Here is an 18,787-nt window from a genome sequence, read left to right as displayed (position 1 = left end):
CTTCGCGCTGATGGTAGTGTGGGGTTACCCATGTGAGAGTAAGTCATCGCCAGCTCATTATTCGAAACACCCTCAACTAACGTTGAGGGTGTTTTTTTATGCCTGAATTAAAATTAAAAAGAATAAAAATAAAGAACACCAAAAAATAAAACCATCAATGGATGGTTTTATAGATAAGCATTTTATTTTGTAATTTTAGCCAACTTCCCGTAGTTGTCGACGTGCATGTTTAAATGCTGTTCTTAAACCTTCTTCTAGTGTTGGATGGTAGAACGGTTTATCTAAAATATCCTCAAGTGTGAGTTCTTCATCAATCATCCAAGCCAATAAGTGCGCCATGTGCTCAGCAGCATCCACAAATAATTCAGCACCTAATAACTTTTGACTTTTATTATCAATATAAACTTCAATAGCACCTTTATTTTTTCCTAGCACCAAGGCGCGACCTTGTTTTTCATAAGAAACAAAGCCTGTTGTAAATGCAATATTTTGATCTTTCAGTTGTTTATAGTTTTGTCCTACAGATGCCATTTCAGGTGAGCTAAACACAATACCCATGGGTGTTAATGTTTTAATATTTTCAATGTTTGGAAAGCTTAAACAATTATGCACGGCTGCACGCCCTTCATGTGCTGCTTCATGTTGAATGGGGGTGTTAGTGTGTGCATCACCCACAATAAAAATAGCATGCCGTCCGAGTTGTTTGGTGTGTGCATCAATTGGGAGCTGTTTGATGTTGTTGAAATTTGTATCAATATTTTCAAGATGAAGCTGATCTAAATAGCTGCGTCTACCCGTGGCAACCAATACATAATCGGCAGTTAAGCTCTGTGTTTGTCCATCTTCTTGATATTCAATTTGCACGCCTTGTTCTGTTCTTTGTAGTTGTGTTGGCAAGGTTTCAAATTTGATATTCAATTCTTGATTAAGTGTATTTTGTGCAATGGTTTGTAGTTCTGGGCTGCTGAGTGAACCAACTTTACGACTACGGGCAAAAATAGTGGTCTCTACCCCTAAGCGTTGCATGGCCTGAGCTAACTCGATTGCGATTACACCACTGCCAATGACGACCAAAGATTGCGGTAAGTTCTCTAATTCAAAGATTTGATCTGATGTGATTAAGCGTTCACCTAAGTTTACTTTCCATGCTTGCTCATAAGCAGGAGTAGAGCCAACTGCAATAATAAAAGCTTTTGCGTGATATTGTTGTCCATTCACTTGAATTGTATGGGCATCAATAAAAGTCGCAAAGCTTGAAACTTTATGGGATGTTTCCCAGCGATCTACATCTTTTTGTGTGGCACGGGTAAAACGATCACGTAATTGACGTACGTGCGTCATGATTTGGGATGTATCAATTTTTGCATCTACCGTGAGTGCAACTTCTTGTGCATGTTGAATGTCGTGCATGCGATTGGCACTAGAGATGAGGACTTTGCTAGGCATACAACCAACACGGGCACAGGTGGTGTCCCATGGACCGTGATTGATGATGAGTAGGTTTTGGGTGTATTTAATTGCTTCTTTATAGGCGCTAATGCCTGCGGTACCTGCACCAATAATAATGAGGTCGTACATGATGGTTACACCTATTTTATTAAATGGTTAACTAATATTTAATTTATAACCTTTAAGTTGAAATAACTACAATTAACAGCCGATATCACGATTTAATTTGTGGTTTGGAAGATTTACATTGAAAGTTTTTGTAATTTTGAGTAAATTCCGTTAAAAGCCGTAAACTATCTTGCGGGTCTGTGGCATTTATAAAAACGATGGGTACGAATATGACATATTTTATTAACTTAAAAAAATTAGGGGTAAAGTCTACAGTATTGGCTTCTTCTATCGCATTGGTTGCGTGTGGTGGTGGTGGAAGTGATGGTTATTACAATACAGACAATAATAGTACTACGAATCCGCCAAATAACGATGGTGGAAATACTTCAACCCGTGACACATCACAGGTGGCAACCAGTTTAACAAGAGTTTTACAGAATGCGAGTGAACAAGAAATTCAACTTGCACCAGATAATTCAAAAGTTTATTTGGCGGTCAAAGCCTTAAATGCTGACAATGGTGGGATTGCCAACAAGAATATTCGCTTATCAATTGCGACAAATAAGTTTGGTGTAAGCAGTGCCAACTCTGTGGTTGCGACAGGTGAAAATGGTGTAGCTGTTTTTGAAATTAATGTTCCTGCATTAACAGAAGCTGAAGGTTCAGTACAATTAACAGCTACTGTTGATGGCACTTCAGTCAGTATTCCATACACTTTAAATATTAAAAAAAGTAGTACGATTCGCAGTGACTTTAGAATCGATGTGACTCAGGGTACAGTATTAATTTTACCAAATGGCAGTGTGGATGTCACTGCGACTGTAACAGATGCTAAGGGTGGTATTAAAGCGAATCAGTCTGTTACTTTAAATATGCCTGAAGCGATGCGCGGTAAATTTATTATCACTAATGGCGCAGCAACTCAACAAACAAATGCTCAGGGTGAGGTGAAATATACACTTAAAGCGAGTAGTAATTTTACATCAGTTGATCTTGCTACTTTTGCAGGTAAGTCTGAAACATTAAGTTTTTTGCTAGTTGATGAACATAAAGCGGAAAAAACCGCAACAGCAGATTTAACATTTAAAGACACAGCTCAGATTGTCTCAACTCTCTCAGTAATTAAGCCAGATCAGGCTGTTGCTGCGAAAAGTACAACACCTGTAAAAATCCAAGTATTAGCAAAGAATGATCAACATGAACCGTTAAGTGGAAAAGAGATTCGTTTGAGCTTTACAAAAAATGAGCTCGCGTATGGCGTTAAACTCAATAATGCGACTGCTAAAACGAATGCACAAGGTATTGCAGAATTTACGATTAGCACGGCCGATGTTACACATCCACTTGCTTTATCCGACACAGGTATTTCGTTAAGCGCAACCTATACAGATGGTATTAACCTTGCTTCTGGTAGTGTTATCGTTGATGTGGTAACAGAAAATGTAAATGCTTCGGATGCCGAAGCTATTCAGCGTTTAGAAATTGCATCCTCATATAAAGTGAATGCAAAAAATGACTCAGTTGCTGTAACTGTTAAGGCAATTAATAATAAAGGCTTAGCAGCAACTAAAGGTAAGGTTAAACTTGACTTAAATGCTGAGGCAACATCAAATGGTGTAACATTGGATGGGGCTGCGGATAAAGACTTGGTGAACGGGTTTGCTACTTTTAATATTAAGACAAATGCCCAAACACCTGCTGCAGTAGAAGCATTGGTAAAAGCAGGAATTAAAGCTAATTTTACGGCTGATAACGGTGTAAGCAATTCAATTGCGATTACAGTTGCTGATGAAGAAGTTGCTGAAGAAGCGACGCGCTATTTAGCTATAGATCCAATCACTTCTTCGACAGATCCAAAACTAGCGGTATTTGATTATACAAAAACTCAAACTTTCACAGTTAAAGTGAAGGCAGTTGGTGTAAACGGTAGTGCACTAATTGGCGAAACTGTGTCTTTGAATATTGCAGGGTCTTTAAGTGATGAACAGTTGCAAGATTTAGGCTTGAGTCATACAGGTCAGTCTTCCAAACAGACCGGTGCAGATGGATATGCAACTTTTACTATTGACTACAAGGCAAATTTATCGCCTGAGCAAGCTGCTTTAGCGATTCAAGGTGTACCGTTAGTTGCGACTTCAGCAAATGGTAAGACACAAACATTGCGTCTGAATTTCAAAGCACCTACAGAACAAGGTGTGATTGATCTTGATCACTTTACAGTTGATATGTTGGGAGATTTGACTTTAACAGTGGGTCAAGAGCAAACATTAACTGTTAATGTCACCGCAAAAGGTACTGATGGCGAATTACTTAAAAATCAGCTGATCAGTATTGGTTTAAATGATGCAGCATTAAATAATGGTGTGAGTTACGTTTCTACGCAAGCTATTCGCACAGATGCAAATGGCCATGCAAAATTTACAATTAAAGTAAAAGCGGGCAATGTAAGTGAACTCACGAATCTAATTGCGAATGGTTTAACGGTAGTCGTGAAATCAACTCGTACAGATGGTTCCGCATTTACTGTTACAAAGAAAGTTGATGTTGCACAACCACCAGTCGTTTTACCAGACTTGGCTAACTTTCTGTTTACTACAATAGAAGATAAGCCATTAGATCCTATTTCTGTTCTCGGTGGTGAGACCCGCGTCAAAATTACAGCAGTGGATGAAAAGGGTAAGCCTATTCCAAATACACCAATTGCAATTGCTTTATCTAGTCTCACTTCTAGTCGTGTGTCATTAAGCAATATACCAACTCAAACGAATAGTGATGGTGAAGCTGAATTTACCGTGACCGTAGCCGAGGGAGAGTATGACCCTAGTTTGATCAAAAATGGCATTATCTTTGCTGTAGTAGGTACAAACTTAAATAATGGTGACCGTTTACAGCAAACAGGTGCAATTAATATTACTGCTCCTGCAAATGCGTTAAACCCACGTTTAACATCAGATGTAAAAACAGTGACAGCTGGGCAAACAGTTAAAGTGTATGCAGCTGTTAAAGATGAAATGGGGATTAATACTGCAGCTGGTACACCAATGCGATTGACTCTGAATCCAGAAGCTATTGCTGCAGGTGTTAAACTGAGTGCTGAGGGAGTGGTAATACAAGGAAATGGTTCAGTGCCAATTGACTTGATTATTCCACAAGGTATTACATCTGCTATTTTAAAATCTATTGTAGTAACAGGAACTATCCGTGATCCACGTGGTAATGAAATTCCGACGAAGCTAAATTTTGCAGTTCAAGATGTAATTAATCCTTATACTTTAACTATTAATTCATCTAAAGATTGGTTAAGCGTTGATGGTGATAAAGCAATTATTACAGTATATGCAAAAAATATTTTAGATGGTAAAGTTGCCGAAAATCAAAATATTACGCTTAAAGTTAAAAAGACGAATAGTACGATTGGACGTAGCGTTGGGATTGTAAATGAGGATGAGGGAGATAATGGCATTGTAGATACTTATACTATTACTACTGATAAAAATGGTAATGGATTCTTTACCTTACTTATTCCAACAGATGCGATGCAAGATGGGAAAGATGCATTAATAGCAAGTGGAATTGAACTAGAAGCAAGTTTAGTCGATCCAATCAATCAAGTAACAACTTCTCAGATATACCGTTTAGGTGTCAATGAGCCTACTAATACTAATCCCCGATATAGTTTACGTATTGCCTCTGTAAAACCTACTTTAGATGTACGCAGTGATAGTACTTCGGTGACAGTCACCTTATTAGATCAAAATGGCGGAGGGGTGGCTAATAAATATGTCACTCTAGGTATTAATAACTTTATAAATAATGGTGCGATCATTGTCGGTGCTTCAGGCTTAACTACTGATGTACATGGTCAGGCAACATTTACTGTAAGAGTGGATGAAACTGCTCGTCATCAAACTTATAAGGCGGCAGATTTTATTAGGGAGGATCTAGAATTATTTGCAAGTTTCTCGGATGCAGAAACAATATCCACCTCTAATGTGACATTAAATGTCTTCAAAATTGATGTGATTCCATCTCCTGATGAAGAGGAACAGCCAGTAGGTCATTTAACATTTGGCCGTTCAGCTGAACTCGAAAAATCAGATGGTAATTATTATACTGAGTCCATGTCTGCACAATTAGTAGATAAAGATGGTAAGGCATTAGCGAATCGTGATGTTACGCTATCAATTAACTTGTTAGGTATTAATAAAGGTACATATACTCCTATTAAAGTAGATGGGAAACCTACACGCCTTAAAGATACTACCGCAAGTTGTTTTGGGGCAAACTTACCGGCTTCTGCACAAATTGCAACGGCATTTGTTTTACCACAAGGTGGAAGTTCTAATGTAATAACTTATAAAACTGATGCTACTGGTAAGTTTGATTTCCGAGTACGTTATTTAAGACAGTACGCTGGATGGCAAACATTAGATCTTAAAGCAGTAGTAAAGATCAATAGTACTCCTATGCAGAATCTTGAATCTACATTGTATTATCCTTTAAGTATACTTAAAGACGATTATGAGTCAGAAGCTGGTCAACCTTTCGATACTAGCCCATATGGAACAAATTTGAATTGTAACTAATAAAAAAAACAGCGCTTCGGCGCTGTTTTTTTATGGGAACTGAAATTTAAAAAATTAAATCGAAGTCCCCACACTCACACCCACAGTCGGCTTCAAATTCATTGAACTACAGCCAACAAAGGTCAAGCTCAGACATAACACGACCAAAATTTTATTCATGAATCAATCCTTGAGATTTAGCCTGATTGAACAAAGTTGCTGAACGAGCACCACTACGACAGACCATTAAAATTGGTTTTGGAAGGTCATTATAATATTTAGCGAATTCAAGAATGTCTGTTTGAGAAATTTTACCGCTATTAACGGGCTGATAAATCACACTGATCTGAGATTTTTCCGCGATATTGCGTAATTCACTGACCTTGACTGCATTGCCCATTTCTTGATCAGGGCGGTTCACAATCACAGATTTAAAACCTTGTCGCATCAACTGTGAAAATTTGGCAGCATTCATCTGACCTGCAACACTGACTTGAGTATTTAAAGCCTGAGCATCGTTTTGAGCGTGACTCAGCGAGATACTGCTGCAGATCAGAATACAGCAAAACACATGTTTGAGGATGTGTTTAGTCATCCAACAAATCCATTTGTTTTGCCAACTGAAATAAGTTGTTAGAACGGTTACCCGTGCGGCAGAACATCAACACAGGTTTTGGCAATTCGTTATAGTGATTGGCAAATGCACGAACATCTAGCTCGGTAATCTGACCTGATACCACAGGTTGATAAACATAATCTATACCTGCAGCACGTGCGGCTTCTTCAATTTGTGCACTGGTGGGCTGTTCAGGACCACCTTCCATATCTGGGCGGTTATTAATAATTGACTTAAAACCTTTCTCAAGCACCTGAGTCACATGCTCAGGACCAATTTGACCTGCAAAACCTACTTGTTCAGACATGGGAAACACTCCATCATTTTATTCATGACAATATGCTTTATGATAGCATTAAGCAGATTCATGAGCTGAATGTTCTGAAATATTTATAACGATGATAACGATAAAATAACGCAATGGAGCGCGTATGCATTCCTACACGGTCGAGCCTTTATATGTCAAAAGCGATCATGAGGTGATTGCTGCAGACTTTTATCGCCCCAAATCTATAGAAAAACCCGCAGTAATTCTAATGGCACATGGACTGGCTGCCTTACGTCATTTTAAATTGGTGCAATATGCGCAGCATTTTGCACAGGCAGGTTATGCCGTGGTGTTGTTTGATTATCGCTATTGGGGTGGAAGCACAGGTCGTCCACGTGAGTTGGTGTCTATTGAAGCGCAGTTAGATGATTGGCGCAGCATGATTTCACATATCGCAGAACGTAAATCTATAGATGCCAAGCGCATGATTTTATGGGGAACATCGCTGAGCGGTGGATATGTACTCAGTTTGGCTTCACGATTACACAATTTGGCTGCGGTGATGGTACAAGTGCCTTTTGTCGATGGTGCGGAAAGTGCCAAGTTGTATCCTTTGCAGCAACTTCCTAAAGCCTTAAAAATCTCCAGTCAGGATTATATGGGTGCAAAGGTGGGTATGTCGCCAAAAACACTGCCTGTGGTGGCGCAAAAGGCGCTGTGCTTTTTACCTACAGCAGACAGTTATGCAGGTTATATGTCCATTGTAAATTCTGATTATTATTGGAGCGGTACCATTCCTGCGCGGGTGTTTTTTCATTTAATCCGTTATCGTCCCATTCAGGAAGTCCGCCAAATCAACATCCCGGTGTTGTTTATTGCCTCACAGCACGACAGTTTGATTCCAATTGAATCTAGTCGTGAAACAGCCACCAATATTGCGCCTTATGTGCAATATGAAGAGTGGGATATGCAACATTTCGATATTTATCATGGTGAATGGTTTAAAAAAACCATTCAGACCCAATTAGAGTTTTTACAGCAACTGTTTGGAGTTCAGTAAATGATTATTGTGTGTCCTGAGTGTGGTGCAAAAAACCGAGTACCTGAAGATAAATTATCTGCCAGCCCTGCGTGTGGACAGTGCCATCAAGCCTTGATTCCGCTTGCGCCAATTGAACTGAATGAACAAAATTTTAGTCATTTTATTCAAAACAGCGATTTACCTATTCTGATTGATCTTTGGGCAGACTGGTGTGGTCCATGCAAGATGATGGCACCACATTTTGCAACGGTGGCTAAGCAAAATCCGCATGTAGTATTTGCAAAAATTGATACAGAAGCCAATCCACGCTTGAGCAGTGCGTTTCATGTGCGCAGTATTCCAACACTGGTACTGATGAATAAAAGTAATGAAATTGCTAGAATAAGCGGTGCGCTACGTGCGACTGAATTACAACAGTGGTTGGATCAGCAGCTTAACGCCCAGTCTTAATGCACTGTTCGTGCTAACTTAATGCAAATGTCCGGAGTGAACGTGTCAGATTCTCATGCAAAACCAGAGGGAGTGCTTTCCCTACAAACAATTGCCATGCCAGCAGATACCAACTGGAGTGGAGATGTCTTTGGAGGCTGGATCGTGTCACAGATGGACTTGGCGGGTGCAATTCATGCCGAGCGCTTTAGTAAAGGGCGCTGTGCCACGATTTCAATTAATCAGATGACTTTTTTAGTGCCTGTGAAAGTGGGCGATGTGATCAGTTGCTATACCAAAATTTTGAAAGTGGGCAATACCTCAATTCAAATGCAAATTGAAGTGTGGGACAGCCATGATGATTCACGTGAAGCCGTGCGTGTTACCGAAGGAGTGTTTACCTTTGTTGCGGTAGATGTCAAAGGTTCAAAACGTCAGATTCCTGAAGAATCCAAACAGAAGTTTTTAGAGGCTCAGGCGAGCCAAGCGTAGTTATTTTTAAGTGACTATAAAAAATCCCAGATCTTTGATCTGGGATTTTTTGCTTTAGAGAATAATCTTAGGCTTGTTTTTGCTTTAAATGTGCTTTAGACACCCAAGCCCACAGCATTTCACACTGAATTGGAACTTCACCAGATTCATCCATGACACTGACATTGACCAGCGTTTCACCTTTGTCGGTGCTGTGCATGAGTTGTTGCTGTTCGGGGCTTAAGGTCGCAATGGCGGTCATAGCACCTTGAGTTGGGCGTTTAAAGTCCACTTTCAGGCTTTTAATCAGCACAATTGCGCTATCTGGTACATTCATAGCCGTTACAAAACCTGTTGCAGTTTCGGCAAGCAGTGCCATTGCACAGGCATGTACTTGCCCAATATGGTTTTGCATGGCTTTGTGATTGGCAATGCTGACCACCACTTGTGATGGAGTCACTTCGTGATAGCGAATTTTTGCACTACCCACCATAGGCACGACACGACCAAAAGCTTGACTTAAAAGGCGGCTTTGAATGCCTTTAGGCAATTTTGATGTTGCTTTGACCAGTTTGTTTAAGCGATTGGTTGGTGTCATGGCATCCCCAAATTAATCTTTAAAGTTATTAAATTGCAATGGCAGACCAAATTGTTGCTCTTTCAAGAACGCCATCACTTGTTGCAAAGTATCGCGTTTCTTGTCGGTTACACGAATTTTGTCACCCTGAATAGAAGATTGCACTTTAATGCCACTGTCTTTAATGGCTTTGTTAATTTTTTTTGCGGTATCTGAGTCAAGACCATCTTTTAGTTTGATCACTTGAATCACATTTTTACCTGATGCCGTCATTTTTTGTGGATCAAGTGCCTGAATGTCGACTTTACGCTTATAGAAGTGATTTTCGAGCATGGTATACACTTGCTCACATTGGAAATCACTTTCAGTGGAGATTTTAATCTCTTTGTTTTTTTCATTGAGTTCGATAGACACATCTTGACCACGAAAATCGAAACGAGTACCAATTTCTTTTTGTGTGTTTTGAACCGCATGATTCACTTCAAAAAGTTCTAATTCAGAAACAATATCGAAAGAAGGCATAATGAAGACCTTTGCAAATGGAAACAATATCTGAGATGCTAGGGATGTTTTCTTCATTTGCCAAGTGTTGTTTACATCAAAGGAGTGCGCAATGATCCGTAAACAAGAAATTACAACATTTGAGTTCCCAGAAAATGCAGTGATCTGGGATGTACGCGATTCAAGTGCTTATGCTGAAGCACACGTGAAAGGGGCAGTAAATCAGCCTATTAGCGATCTTTCAGCAGAGAGCCTCACTCAGGTGTCAGCGGATCAACCGATTTACATTTTATGTGGTGGTGGTAGTAAAGCCCCACGTGCAGCAGAGTTACTTGAGGGTTTTGACAACTCACGTGAATATGTGGTGTTAATGGGTGGTACGCGTGCAGCACGTGATGCTGGCTTAGCATTGGAGCAGGGTGCATAATATTTGCAACTGCAAAAAAGAAGCGCCGAAAGGCGCTTTTTTGTTGGGTGTTGTTTTATCCCTTTTATCTACAACTAAGGGCTAGGCTAAGGGGGGAATATTTTTAAAATATGGTTTTTTGGCTTTCACTTTTTTTTGAAAGCGTGTTACGGCCAGTTTTTGCAGTAAGTTTTTCGGTACAGGGCAGGCTTCGGCTAAAACCTGTGCTGCCAGTATTTCACTGCACAATGGGGCAAATAAAAAACCTTTAGAACCCAGTCCTGCCAAGCTATAGATTTCCTGATCATCATGCATTTTACCCAGTAAAGGGAAGTAGTCCTGACTTTGGGCACGTACAGAAGCACGTCCTTGCCAAGTGTCTACAGGGGCTAAATTTTTGGCATAGGCAGGAAAGACACTGTGGATAAGTTCGTAGTTATGCACATGGTCTTCTGCCAATACATCGCAATCTTCCCGATTTGGATAAAACGATGCACCTAATATGAGCTGCTTAGCATTGAGCTGCATGCAATAACCGCCATAGCTATAGGCTTGTGATAATGGCAAAGCTTGATTGGCATTATTTAACCAGCTGACTTGCCCACGAATGGGTTTAAGTACAGGATAGTTTTCAAAAAAAGCACCGCTTTGCAGGGCAGCACAGACAATAACATGATCAAAACGTCCGAGTTCAGCATCTGTGCTGTGTAAAATCTGCTGTTGCGCTGCAGCTGTAATTTTTTCAATTTGAGCTTGCTGAAACTGAATGAGTGGGTGTGCAAGAATTTCATCATGCAGTTGATGTGGTGAAACCGCACCTGCTTGCAATAAGTTCAAACTGGCAAAATTACTTTGTGGCGTGAATTCTGCAGCGGTGTGCGCTGTTAAAATATCTGGTGGATATTGTGTGGCTAAATCTAGTAATTCATCGGCATGTTTAAGCGCCAATTGATGAATCTGCAACGGACGAAATGCCTTGAATACGGCATAGTGATTCAAGGCATATTGCCATGCCATCGTCATTAAGTGATCGGCAGTTTGATGAACTGGACAAAGTTTTGGGTTTAACAATGCCAAGGGATTGCCTGAACCACCTGCAAGTGGCGCTGTTTGATCGTAGAGCGTGACTTGATGCCCACGTTGAGCAAATGCCCAAGCACAGCTTAAACCTGCAATTCCTGCGCCTACAATCGCAATATGGCGCTGTTTGGTGGCTGTATTGCGGTTTGTTGCCGCAATTTGTGCCATTTCAGTCTGATCTGCTGTTTGTGGCATCATGTCCGGCGCTTGCCAAACTGCTTTTAGCATTTCCCGTTTATGCCCAAAACCACGTGGGCGGGTAATCTGAATACCGTGTTGTTTTAAGCCACGTTTAAGTACGCCTGCCACACTGAATGAGGCAAAGGTCGTGCCATAGTCTGATAAGGCTACAATGGGGTTCAGTACCGTTTCCTGCCACATATCTGGGTTGCAAGAGGGGGCAAAGCCATCTAAAAACCAAGCGTTTACAGGTGTGGTTTTGGCAATTGCAGGGAATACTTCCTGTGCATCGCCTAGCCATAAATCGAGGCTAAAGCGTTCATCTGGAAAATTTAAACGATGACAGCCTGCTATGGCTGCAGGGTATTGCTGAATCAGCTGTTCAGACAGATGACTCAGTTCTGGCCAAGCGGCTAAGGCACGAATTAGATCGGCTTTGCGGAGTGGAAATTTTTCTACAGAAATGGCGTGCAAGTGACTGTGATTATTAGGACGTACCTGTTGCCACAATTGCCACAGCGCTAAAATATTTAAGCCTGTTCCAAAGCCTGTTTCACCTACACAAAAATACTCAAAATCGTTGAGTGCTGCCAAGCGGGTGGGTAAGTCGTTGCCCTGTAAAAACACATGCCGCGTTTCGAGCAGGCCATTGTCTTTAGAGAAATACACATCACCAAACTGTTTGGAAATGGGCACATCAATGCCATCGACCAGTTGCCAATCCAGCTCGGCAGTTTGAATAGGCTGAAACAAAACAAAAGTCCTTTAAATGAAAAGGTGCGCAGTCAGATTACCATTGACGACGACGCTTGGTATAAACATAACTGGCAATTAGAAAGCCGAGCAATACGCCTACTGCCAGTGTCGCTGCACCATATAAAAACATTTGTGCACTGCGTTCACTTTGCAGCACTTGGACTTGCACGCCTAAATTATCATTTTTAAGTTGCAGTTCCTGATTTTGTGCTAAGGCATCTAGGTTGGCCTGTTCGAGTTGTTGCAAACGTGTGCTTTGATCTTTAATCAAGGCTTTGGTTTTGGCTTCCTGAATGGCTTTATTTTTAGCAATTTGTTCGGCAGTCAGTGGTTTATTTTGAGTAGCAGGCACTGCGGGATTACCTGCTGTGGTTGCTGAAGCTGCAGCCGCATTGCTCACAGCCGCTGTAGGCGCAACTGCAGCAGCTGTGTTCGGCATTGGCGTTGGTTCAACAGCAAAGGCGGCTGAACTCAGTAGAACAGCACTGGCAACAACGAAACGCATATTGCTTATCCTTGAGGAAAGGCTTTGTTGAATGGCTTGACGTCAATATGACTGTACACGCCTTCTTTTAAGAAAGGTTCATCTTGTAACCATGCGTCTAAGGCTTCACGGCTATCAAAGTCGACAATCATGGTGCTGCCATAAAAACCTGCTTGTGGATTGCTTGGGTCTTTAGGCATAGCGCCCGCCACAATCAAACGACCTTCTGCATCTAGCTGTTGCAAACGTGCCAAATGTAAAGGACGTGTCGCAAGACGTTTTTCCAGTGTACCTTCACGGTCAGTACAACTTAGAACAAATAAAGGCATAGCTACTCTCGAATATTGCAGATCAGAAATTATTCAGATGTTTTAAAGTATTTGCGCAATACAATAAACTGCACAATGATAAAGGAAAACATCACAATCATGTCACCAAAAGCGGTGAATTCACCCCAATATTTTCCATCCATAAATAAAAATGCAAAAAACACATGCAGGAAGGACATCACGGCAAACATCGCAGCCCATGCATAATTTAGGTTTTTCCAGCCTGTTTCGCTTAAGTTGAATACGGGGCCAAATAAACGTTGAATAAGGGGTTTACGGTCTTTGCTGAACCACGGCGACAGTAAAAAAGCACCTGCAAAGACAATATTTAAAATGGCGGCTTTGAGGCGGATATAAAAGTCATCGCTTAGCATTAAGGTGACACCACCAAAAATAACGGTCATAAACAGCACAATCCATTGTTGTTTATCTAGACGGAATTTTTGCATGACGAATAATGCGCCATACACCACCAACATGGACATGATCAGACCTGTGGTTGCCACAAGAATATGATTATTATCGACACCGCCTGCAGAGCCGATGAGTTGTAATAATTGATGGTCGGTGTCTTTTGGATCTACAGTTTTGTATAAATAAAAGAAAATAATGAGGGGCACAAAGTCTAAAAGTGCTTTCATGTTAGAGTATCTAAATCTGATCAAATAAATGACATAGTATAAGTGATGCACGGCGTAGATTTACATACACACAGTAATATTTCTGATGGAACTTTGTCACCCGCAGAACTGGTGGCTGCAGCCATTCAACAGGGCATTCACACCTTGGCATTGACTGATCATGACACGATGGATGGCGTGCTATTGGCACGACAAGCTGCACAGGGACAGGCTTTTGAGATTATTTCTGGCGTGGAAATTTCTAGTCAGTGGTCACGGCCTGCCACCAAAAAAAGTTACAGCGTGCATGTGGTGGCCTTGAATATGCAAAATCCTGCGCCGTTGCAGGCGGTGCTTGAACAGCAAAAACAAATTCGTGCAGAACGTGCCAAGCAAATTTGTGATTTGCTGACTCCGCTGATTGGGCAAGATATTTATAACGATGTACTGGCCAAAGTTGAGGGTGTGGCAGATCGGATTACTCGCACACACATTGCCAAAACCTTGCAGGAAAAAGGTATTGTGACACGTGTTCAGCAAGCATTTGATAAATATATTAAAGAAGGCAAAAAAGCCTATGTGAAATTTGATGGCTTGAGTCTACAAGACACCATTCGGGTAATTCACGAAAGTCAGGGCTTTGCTGTGTTGGCGCATCCCACTCGTTATGATTTATCTGCCACCAATATTCGTTATTTGATTGAAATTTTTGCCAAATATGGGGGAGATGCTGTGGAGTTACCACCCAATATTGACCCTACTTCGACCCGTCAAATGGTGGATCGTATGATTGCTGAACATGGCCTAAAAGTATCCGTTGGCAGCGATTTTCATGGTGAAAATATGCCATGGATTAAACTGGGTAATATTCCACGAGTGAAAGAGGGGCAAGTCGGGATCTGGGAGAGTTTTGTTTAATAACTCCCTCATCCCAACCTTCTCCCAGATGAAGAAGGAGTTCCTTCCCCGTATAGAAGAGGGCTAGGGAGGGGTAATAAATTAAAGCAAATTATTGTCTTGAGCTTGAATAGGCGGTGGGGTTGGTTTGCCCAAAGTACCCAATAATTCAATTTCAATGGTACGCACCATGGCATCTAATGGTAAGTCGTTACTTTGCGTACCAAAAGGTTCTTCAATTTCAGAACTGAGCGCATCTAAGCCTAAAAAGGTATAGGCTAAAATACCGACCAAAAGTGGGGTCGCCAATCCGAGCGTAGACCCCAAACTAAACGGCAGCATAAAACAGAAAAAGTACACAGTACGATTCAGCAATACGGAATAAGCAAATGGCAGCGGAGTGGTGGCAATACGGTCACAGCCCGTTTGCACCAAACTGAGTTCGGTCACGTGCTGATTCATTTGGGTGTAAATAATATCGGAAATTTCACCTTCTTTTAGGGCTTGCATCAACTCCCATTGAATCAGACTTAGGGTGTATTGTGGTGCGTTGGCCTGTTGATACAGTTGGGTAATCGCTTGCTGGCTCATACCACTGGTTTGTATTAATTCGGTAGGATTGGCGGTTTGATGACGCAGTCGGTCACGTAGTACGTTGGCAAATACAATGACATGCTGAATCACACGCTCACGGCGTGCCTGAGTCAGCATACGGCAGTCACGGTCAAAATGACGTGCATTGGCAATCAGCATGCCCCAGAGTTTACGTGCTTCCCACCAGCGGTCATAACAGGCACTGTTTTTAAAGCCAAGAAAGATCGATAGGACGACACCAATTAAGGTAAAGCCGACTAAGGGCAATTCAGGAAAATGAAAGTAACCAATATAGGACAAACCACCAATAATGGTGGAGAGTAACATCACCACCCCTAAAGGTGGCAAGACCTTGGGTAAAATCGTGCCCCGCCACGAAAATAATAAGTTAAATACACTGGGTTGATCGACTATCATTTTATTAGAATCATCACAATTTTTTGATGATCTTCTGTGCTTGTGCAGGCTTTGTCAATATACAAATTTTAAGTGTGCTCAAATTTCAGCAATTGTTGCTCGGCAAAGGAAAAATTGCCCTCACTCGAAATGATGCAATGATCAATCAAACGTAGTTCTAGCAACTGACAGGCCTGTTGTATCTGTCGTGTTAATGCTAAATCTGCAGCTGAAGGTTGGGGGAGCCCAAAAGGATGATTATGCGCAATTACAAGGGCGGTGGCATGCTGACTAATGGCAAAACGCAACAATTGATTAATGGAAATTTCACAAGAATTTAGCGTGCCATAGAAGAGTTTTTTAAAGCTAATTTTTCTTAAACAGGCATCTAGGCAAAGTACAGCAAAGACCTCACGTGTTTCACCTAAAAGTTCAAAACGTAAATATTCCATGAGGCGTTTTGAATTGCTCAGCTCTATGGTCTCTTGTTTTAAATGTTCAGCCACATAACGCCGTCCAAGCTCTTTGACTGCCATGAGCTGCGAATATTTGCTGCTGCCCATGCCGTGAAACTGGCACAGCTCTGTGATTGGGGCATCTAATAAGGCGGTTAAGTTGCCAAAATGTTGAATCAGCAGTCGTGCTAACTCCACCGCAGAATGTTGCTGTGAGCCTGAGCGTAGGAAAATGGCCAATAGTTCGGCATCAGATAAACTGGCAGCGCCTTGCTGAATGAGACGTTCACGTGGCCGCTCTTGTTCAGGCCAATGTTTAATAGATAAATGCATTGTTATTTGACTTTTTTATTCTAAATTTGAAAATTTAATCCAAGCAGATCTCTTGGGAATGACATTATTTAATGCTATTGTGAGCGCCACTGCAACAAAAAGGTGGCTTGTTTGTGAGCTTCGATTTAAGCGTCATCCCTCATAAAAACATTATTTTAGCTGTGACAGGCGGTATTGCGGCCTATAAAAGTGCGATTTTAGTGCGTCGTTTAAAAGATGCTGGTTTTAGTGTTCGTGTGGTCATGACTAAGGGTGCACAAGCCTTTATCACACCACTGACTTTTCAGGCACTGTCGGGCAATCCTGTACATACTGAATTGTTAGATACCGAAGCCGAAGCAGGCATGGGGCACATTGAACTGGCACGTTGGGCGGACTTAGTATTGGTTGCACCAGCCAGCTGTGACACCTTAGCCAAGTTTGCTGCAGGTCTGGCCGATGATTTACTCAGCACTTTATATTTAGCCACCAATGCACCTGTTTGGGTAGCACCTGCCATGAATCAGCAAATGTGGGCGGCCAAAGCCACACAGCGTAATTTAACCACTTTGGTGGAAGATGGCGTGCATGTGATTATGCCTGATGCCGGCGAACAAGCCTGTGGCGATGTCGGTTTAGGGCGTATGCCTGAACCTGAAGATTTAGCCCATCAGGTCACTCAGTATTTTCATCAGGCACAGCGTGCCTTGGTGGAAAAGTTTGGCATGTTAGCAGGTAAAAACGTCACCATTACGGCAGGGCCAACCCGTGAAGCCTTAGACCCTGTACGTTATATTTCTAACCACAGTACCGGCAAAATGGGCTTCTCACTGGCTGCAGCTTGTTATGCGGCAGGAGCAAAAGTTACGCTCATTGCTGGCCCAGTGAGTTTAGATACACCGAATGGCGTACAGCGGATCAATGTATCTTCAGCTATTCAAATGCTAGATACCAGTTTGCAAATGCTAGATAAGGGCTGTGATATTTTCATTGCTACAGCTGCGGTGGCCGATTATCGTGTGGCAGAAATTGCAGAACACAAAATTAAAAAGTCAGGCGATGAGCTGAATGTGGCCTTGGTGAAAAACCCAGATATTGTTGCGACTATTGCTCAGCAGGAAAAACGTCCATTTATGGTGGGTTTTGCGGCAGAAACTCGCAATGTAGAAGAATATGCAGCGGGTAAATTGGTGGCGAAAAAGCTAGATATGATTGCCTGCAATGATGTTTCCCGTGCCGATATTGGCTTTGCTTCAGATGAAAATGCCATGACCGTATTTTTTGCTGAAAGCTACCACATGGAAAAACGTGATTTGGAAAAAGCCTCGAAGCAAGAAATTGCACAGCAATTGGTTGAGGCGATACATGATGCTTTATATCGTGATCCATCACAGGATGATGAGTTTTAACCTTTATCGTATATCCATAAGTTAATGACATAAAAAAACCGCTGAAATTTCAGCGGTTTTTAGCTTAAATACAGCGTAAATTAAGCTTGGCCTTCTGCTGCAGCAGCTTGCGCACGTTGCATATTGGCTTCAAACTCGGCATCGAAGTTGATTGGGGTGAGCAATAATTGCGGGAAGCTGCCTTTGGTTACCATATCATTTACAGATTCACGTAAGAATGGGAACAAAATGTTCGGGCAGTATGCGCCCAGAATATACGGTAAACGCTCTTCTTCAACGCCATCAACTAGGAAAATACCAGCTTGGGTAACATCAACAATAAATGCAGTATCGCCACCGTTGTTGGCTTGAACCACAACTTTTAATGCCACTTCAAAGTGGGTTGGGTCTATTTTTTCTGCAGAAGATGACAGGTTAATGTTAAGTTCAGGCTGCCATTCTTTGGTAAATACTTGTGCCCCAGGAACTTCAAAAGAAATGTCTTTGGTATAAATGCGCTCTAATGCCAATTGTGGTTGAGCTTGTTGTTCTTCACTCATGTTAAATCCTTACGAGTTGGTTATATAGTGTTATGTTTATGCCAATAATTGATCGAGTTTGCCTTCGCGATCTAACGCATATAATTGGTCAAAGCCGCCAATAAACTGGTCATTGATGAAAATTTGTGGAACGGTACGATGATTGGTACGTTGCATTAATTCAACACGTACTTCAGGCGCTTCGTTTGACAAATTAATTTCTTTATAGGCAACGCCTTTACGCTCAAGGAGTTGTTTTGCACGAATGCAGTATGGACACACAGTCGTTGAATAAATAGTGACTTCAGCCATGATCGTTCTC

At 41.6% G+C, this 18,787-nt stretch carries 20 protein-coding genes; 7 read left to right on the top strand and 13 right to left on the bottom strand.

The annotated features are described in order from the left end of the window. Positions 1-195 precede the first annotated feature (195 nt). Positions 196-1,578 carry a dihydrolipoyl dehydrogenase gene (locus HHA42_RS07285; RefSeq protein ID WP_168525992.1) on the bottom strand — a complete coding sequence of 461 codons (1,383 nt, stop codon included), beginning with the start codon at positions 1,576-1,578 and terminating at the stop codon, positions 196-198. Positions 1,579-1,787: 209 nt separating this feature from the next. Between HHA42_RS07285 and HHA42_RS07280 the strand changes: the two genes are divergently transcribed. Next, positions 1,788-6,146 (top strand): hypothetical protein, encoded by a 4,359-nt coding sequence (locus HHA42_RS07280; protein WP_252726311.1) that lies wholly within the window; start codon positions 1,788-1,790, stop codon positions 6,144-6,146. A 151-nt stretch (positions 6,147-6,297) separates the two neighbouring features. Here HHA42_RS07280 and HHA42_RS07275 read toward each other — a convergent pair whose 3' ends face one another. Together HHA42_RS07275 and HHA42_RS07270 are read right to left on the bottom strand one after the other, a co-directional pair. Next, positions 6,298-6,720 carry a sulfur transferase domain-containing protein gene (locus HHA42_RS07275; protein ID WP_168525990.1) on the bottom strand — a complete coding sequence of 141 codons (423 nt, stop codon included), beginning with the start codon at positions 6,718-6,720 and terminating at the stop codon, positions 6,298-6,300. Further along, positions 6,713-7,048, bottom strand: a complete 336-nt coding sequence (locus HHA42_RS07270) for a TIGR01244 family sulfur transferase (RefSeq protein WP_136143963.1) — start codon at positions 7,046-7,048, stop codon at positions 6,713-6,715. The genes HHA42_RS07275 and HHA42_RS07270 overlap by 8 nt, the downstream gene beginning before the upstream one ends. Before the next feature lie 124 nt (positions 7,049-7,172). Here HHA42_RS07270 and HHA42_RS07265 point away from each other — a divergent pair, with 124 nt between their 5' ends. The 3 genes from HHA42_RS07265 to HHA42_RS07255 are packed head-to-tail and all read left to right on the top strand — an operon-like array spanning position 7,173 to position 8,972. Next, entirely contained in the window at positions 7,173-8,069 is an 897-nt protein-coding gene (locus HHA42_RS07265) for an alpha/beta fold hydrolase (RefSeq protein ID WP_168461840.1), read from the top strand. Then, positions 8,070-8,501 carry a thioredoxin TrxC gene (trxC, locus tag HHA42_RS07260; protein WP_136143965.1) on the top strand — a complete coding sequence of 144 codons (432 nt, stop codon included), beginning with the start codon at positions 8,070-8,072 and terminating at the stop codon, positions 8,499-8,501. It abuts the gene before it with no gap. 42 nt (positions 8,502-8,543) lie between these two features. Next, the gene (locus HHA42_RS07255; RefSeq protein ID WP_136143966.1) at positions 8,544-8,972 is read left to right on the top strand and encodes an acyl-CoA thioesterase; all 429 of its coding nucleotides are present in this window, start codon (positions 8,544-8,546) and stop codon (positions 8,970-8,972) included. 67 nt (positions 8,973-9,039) lie between these two features. Here the strand turns inward: HHA42_RS07255 and HHA42_RS07250 are convergent, their stop codons facing one another. After that, positions 9,040-9,549 carry a DUF4442 domain-containing protein gene (locus HHA42_RS07250; RefSeq protein WP_168418413.1) on the bottom strand — a complete coding sequence of 170 codons (510 nt, stop codon included), beginning with the start codon at positions 9,547-9,549 and terminating at the stop codon, positions 9,040-9,042. A 12-nt stretch (positions 9,550-9,561) separates the two neighbouring features. Beyond that, the gene (locus tag HHA42_RS07245) at positions 9,562-10,050 is read right to left on the bottom strand and encodes a YajQ family cyclic di-GMP-binding protein (RefSeq protein ID WP_168418414.1); all 489 of its coding nucleotides are present in this window, start codon (positions 10,048-10,050) and stop codon (positions 9,562-9,564) included. A gap of 91 nt (positions 10,051-10,141) precedes the next feature. Between HHA42_RS07245 and HHA42_RS07240 the strand changes: the two genes are divergently transcribed. Further along, on the top strand, positions 10,142-10,456 hold the full coding sequence (locus HHA42_RS07240; protein WP_019838034.1) for a rhodanese-like domain-containing protein: 315 nt from the start codon (positions 10,142-10,144) through the stop codon (positions 10,454-10,456). Between the two features lie 81 nt (positions 10,457-10,537). Here the strand turns inward: HHA42_RS07240 and mnmC are convergent, their stop codons facing one another. The 4 genes from mnmC to HHA42_RS07220 are packed head-to-tail and all read right to left on the bottom strand — an operon-like array spanning position 10,538 to position 13,905. Beyond that, complete coding sequence (gene mnmC, locus HHA42_RS07235) at positions 10,538-12,448, bottom strand: FAD-dependent 5-carboxymethylaminomethyl-2-thiouridine(34) oxidoreductase MnmC (RefSeq protein WP_168525988.1); 1,911 nt, start codon at positions 12,446-12,448, stop codon at positions 10,538-10,540. Positions 12,449-12,485: 37 nt separating this feature from the next. Next, on the bottom strand, positions 12,486-12,956 hold the full coding sequence (locus HHA42_RS07230; RefSeq protein ID WP_168418416.1) for a hypothetical protein: 471 nt from the start codon (positions 12,954-12,956) through the stop codon (positions 12,486-12,488). 5 nt (positions 12,957-12,961) lie between these two features. After that, positions 12,962-13,264 carry a YciI family protein gene (locus HHA42_RS07225; protein ID WP_019838031.1) on the bottom strand — a complete coding sequence of 101 codons (303 nt, stop codon included), beginning with the start codon at positions 13,262-13,264 and terminating at the stop codon, positions 12,962-12,964. A 29-nt stretch (positions 13,265-13,293) separates the two neighbouring features. Continuing rightward, on the bottom strand, positions 13,294-13,905 hold the full coding sequence (locus tag HHA42_RS07220; protein WP_168461834.1) for a septation protein IspZ: 612 nt from the start codon (positions 13,903-13,905) through the stop codon (positions 13,294-13,296). Between the two features lie 45 nt (positions 13,906-13,950). Here HHA42_RS07220 and HHA42_RS07215 point away from each other — a divergent pair, with 45 nt between their 5' ends. Then, entirely contained in the window at positions 13,951-14,802 is an 852-nt protein-coding gene (locus HHA42_RS07215; protein ID WP_168525986.1) for a PHP domain-containing protein, read from the top strand. An 81-nt stretch (positions 14,803-14,883) separates the two neighbouring features. Here the strand turns inward: HHA42_RS07215 and HHA42_RS07210 are convergent, their stop codons facing one another. Both HHA42_RS07210 and radC read right to left on the bottom strand, forming a co-directional pair. Continuing rightward, entirely contained in the window at positions 14,884-15,792 is a 909-nt protein-coding gene (locus HHA42_RS07210; RefSeq protein WP_168418420.1) for a bestrophin family protein, read from the bottom strand. A 68-nt stretch (positions 15,793-15,860) separates the two neighbouring features. After that, complete coding sequence (radC, locus tag HHA42_RS07205) at positions 15,861-16,559, bottom strand: DNA repair protein RadC (protein WP_168525984.1); 699 nt, start codon at positions 16,557-16,559, stop codon at positions 15,861-15,863. A gap of 113 nt (positions 16,560-16,672) precedes the next feature. Here radC and coaBC point away from each other — a divergent pair, with 113 nt between their 5' ends. Then, positions 16,673-17,947 (top strand): bifunctional phosphopantothenoylcysteine decarboxylase/phosphopantothenate--cysteine ligase CoaBC, encoded by a 1,275-nt coding sequence (coaBC, locus tag HHA42_RS07200; RefSeq protein WP_168461830.1) that lies wholly within the window; start codon positions 16,673-16,675, stop codon positions 17,945-17,947. An 80-nt stretch (positions 17,948-18,027) separates the two neighbouring features. Here the strand turns inward: coaBC and secB are convergent, their stop codons facing one another. Next, positions 18,028-18,486 carry a protein-export chaperone SecB gene (secB, locus tag HHA42_RS07195; protein WP_070153851.1) on the bottom strand — a complete coding sequence of 153 codons (459 nt, stop codon included), beginning with the start codon at positions 18,484-18,486 and terminating at the stop codon, positions 18,028-18,030. Between the two features lie 36 nt (positions 18,487-18,522). Beyond that, positions 18,523-18,780 (bottom strand): glutaredoxin 3, encoded by a 258-nt coding sequence (grxC, locus tag HHA42_RS07190; RefSeq protein ID WP_162164696.1) that lies wholly within the window; start codon positions 18,778-18,780, stop codon positions 18,523-18,525. Positions 18,781-18,787: the final 7 nt, after the last annotated feature.

This window comes from Acinetobacter sp. A3 (assembly GCF_012371415.1).
Taxonomy (GTDB): Bacteria; Pseudomonadota; Gammaproteobacteria; order Pseudomonadales; family Moraxellaceae; genus Acinetobacter.
This window is presented reverse-complemented; position numbering and strand designations above follow the sequence as displayed.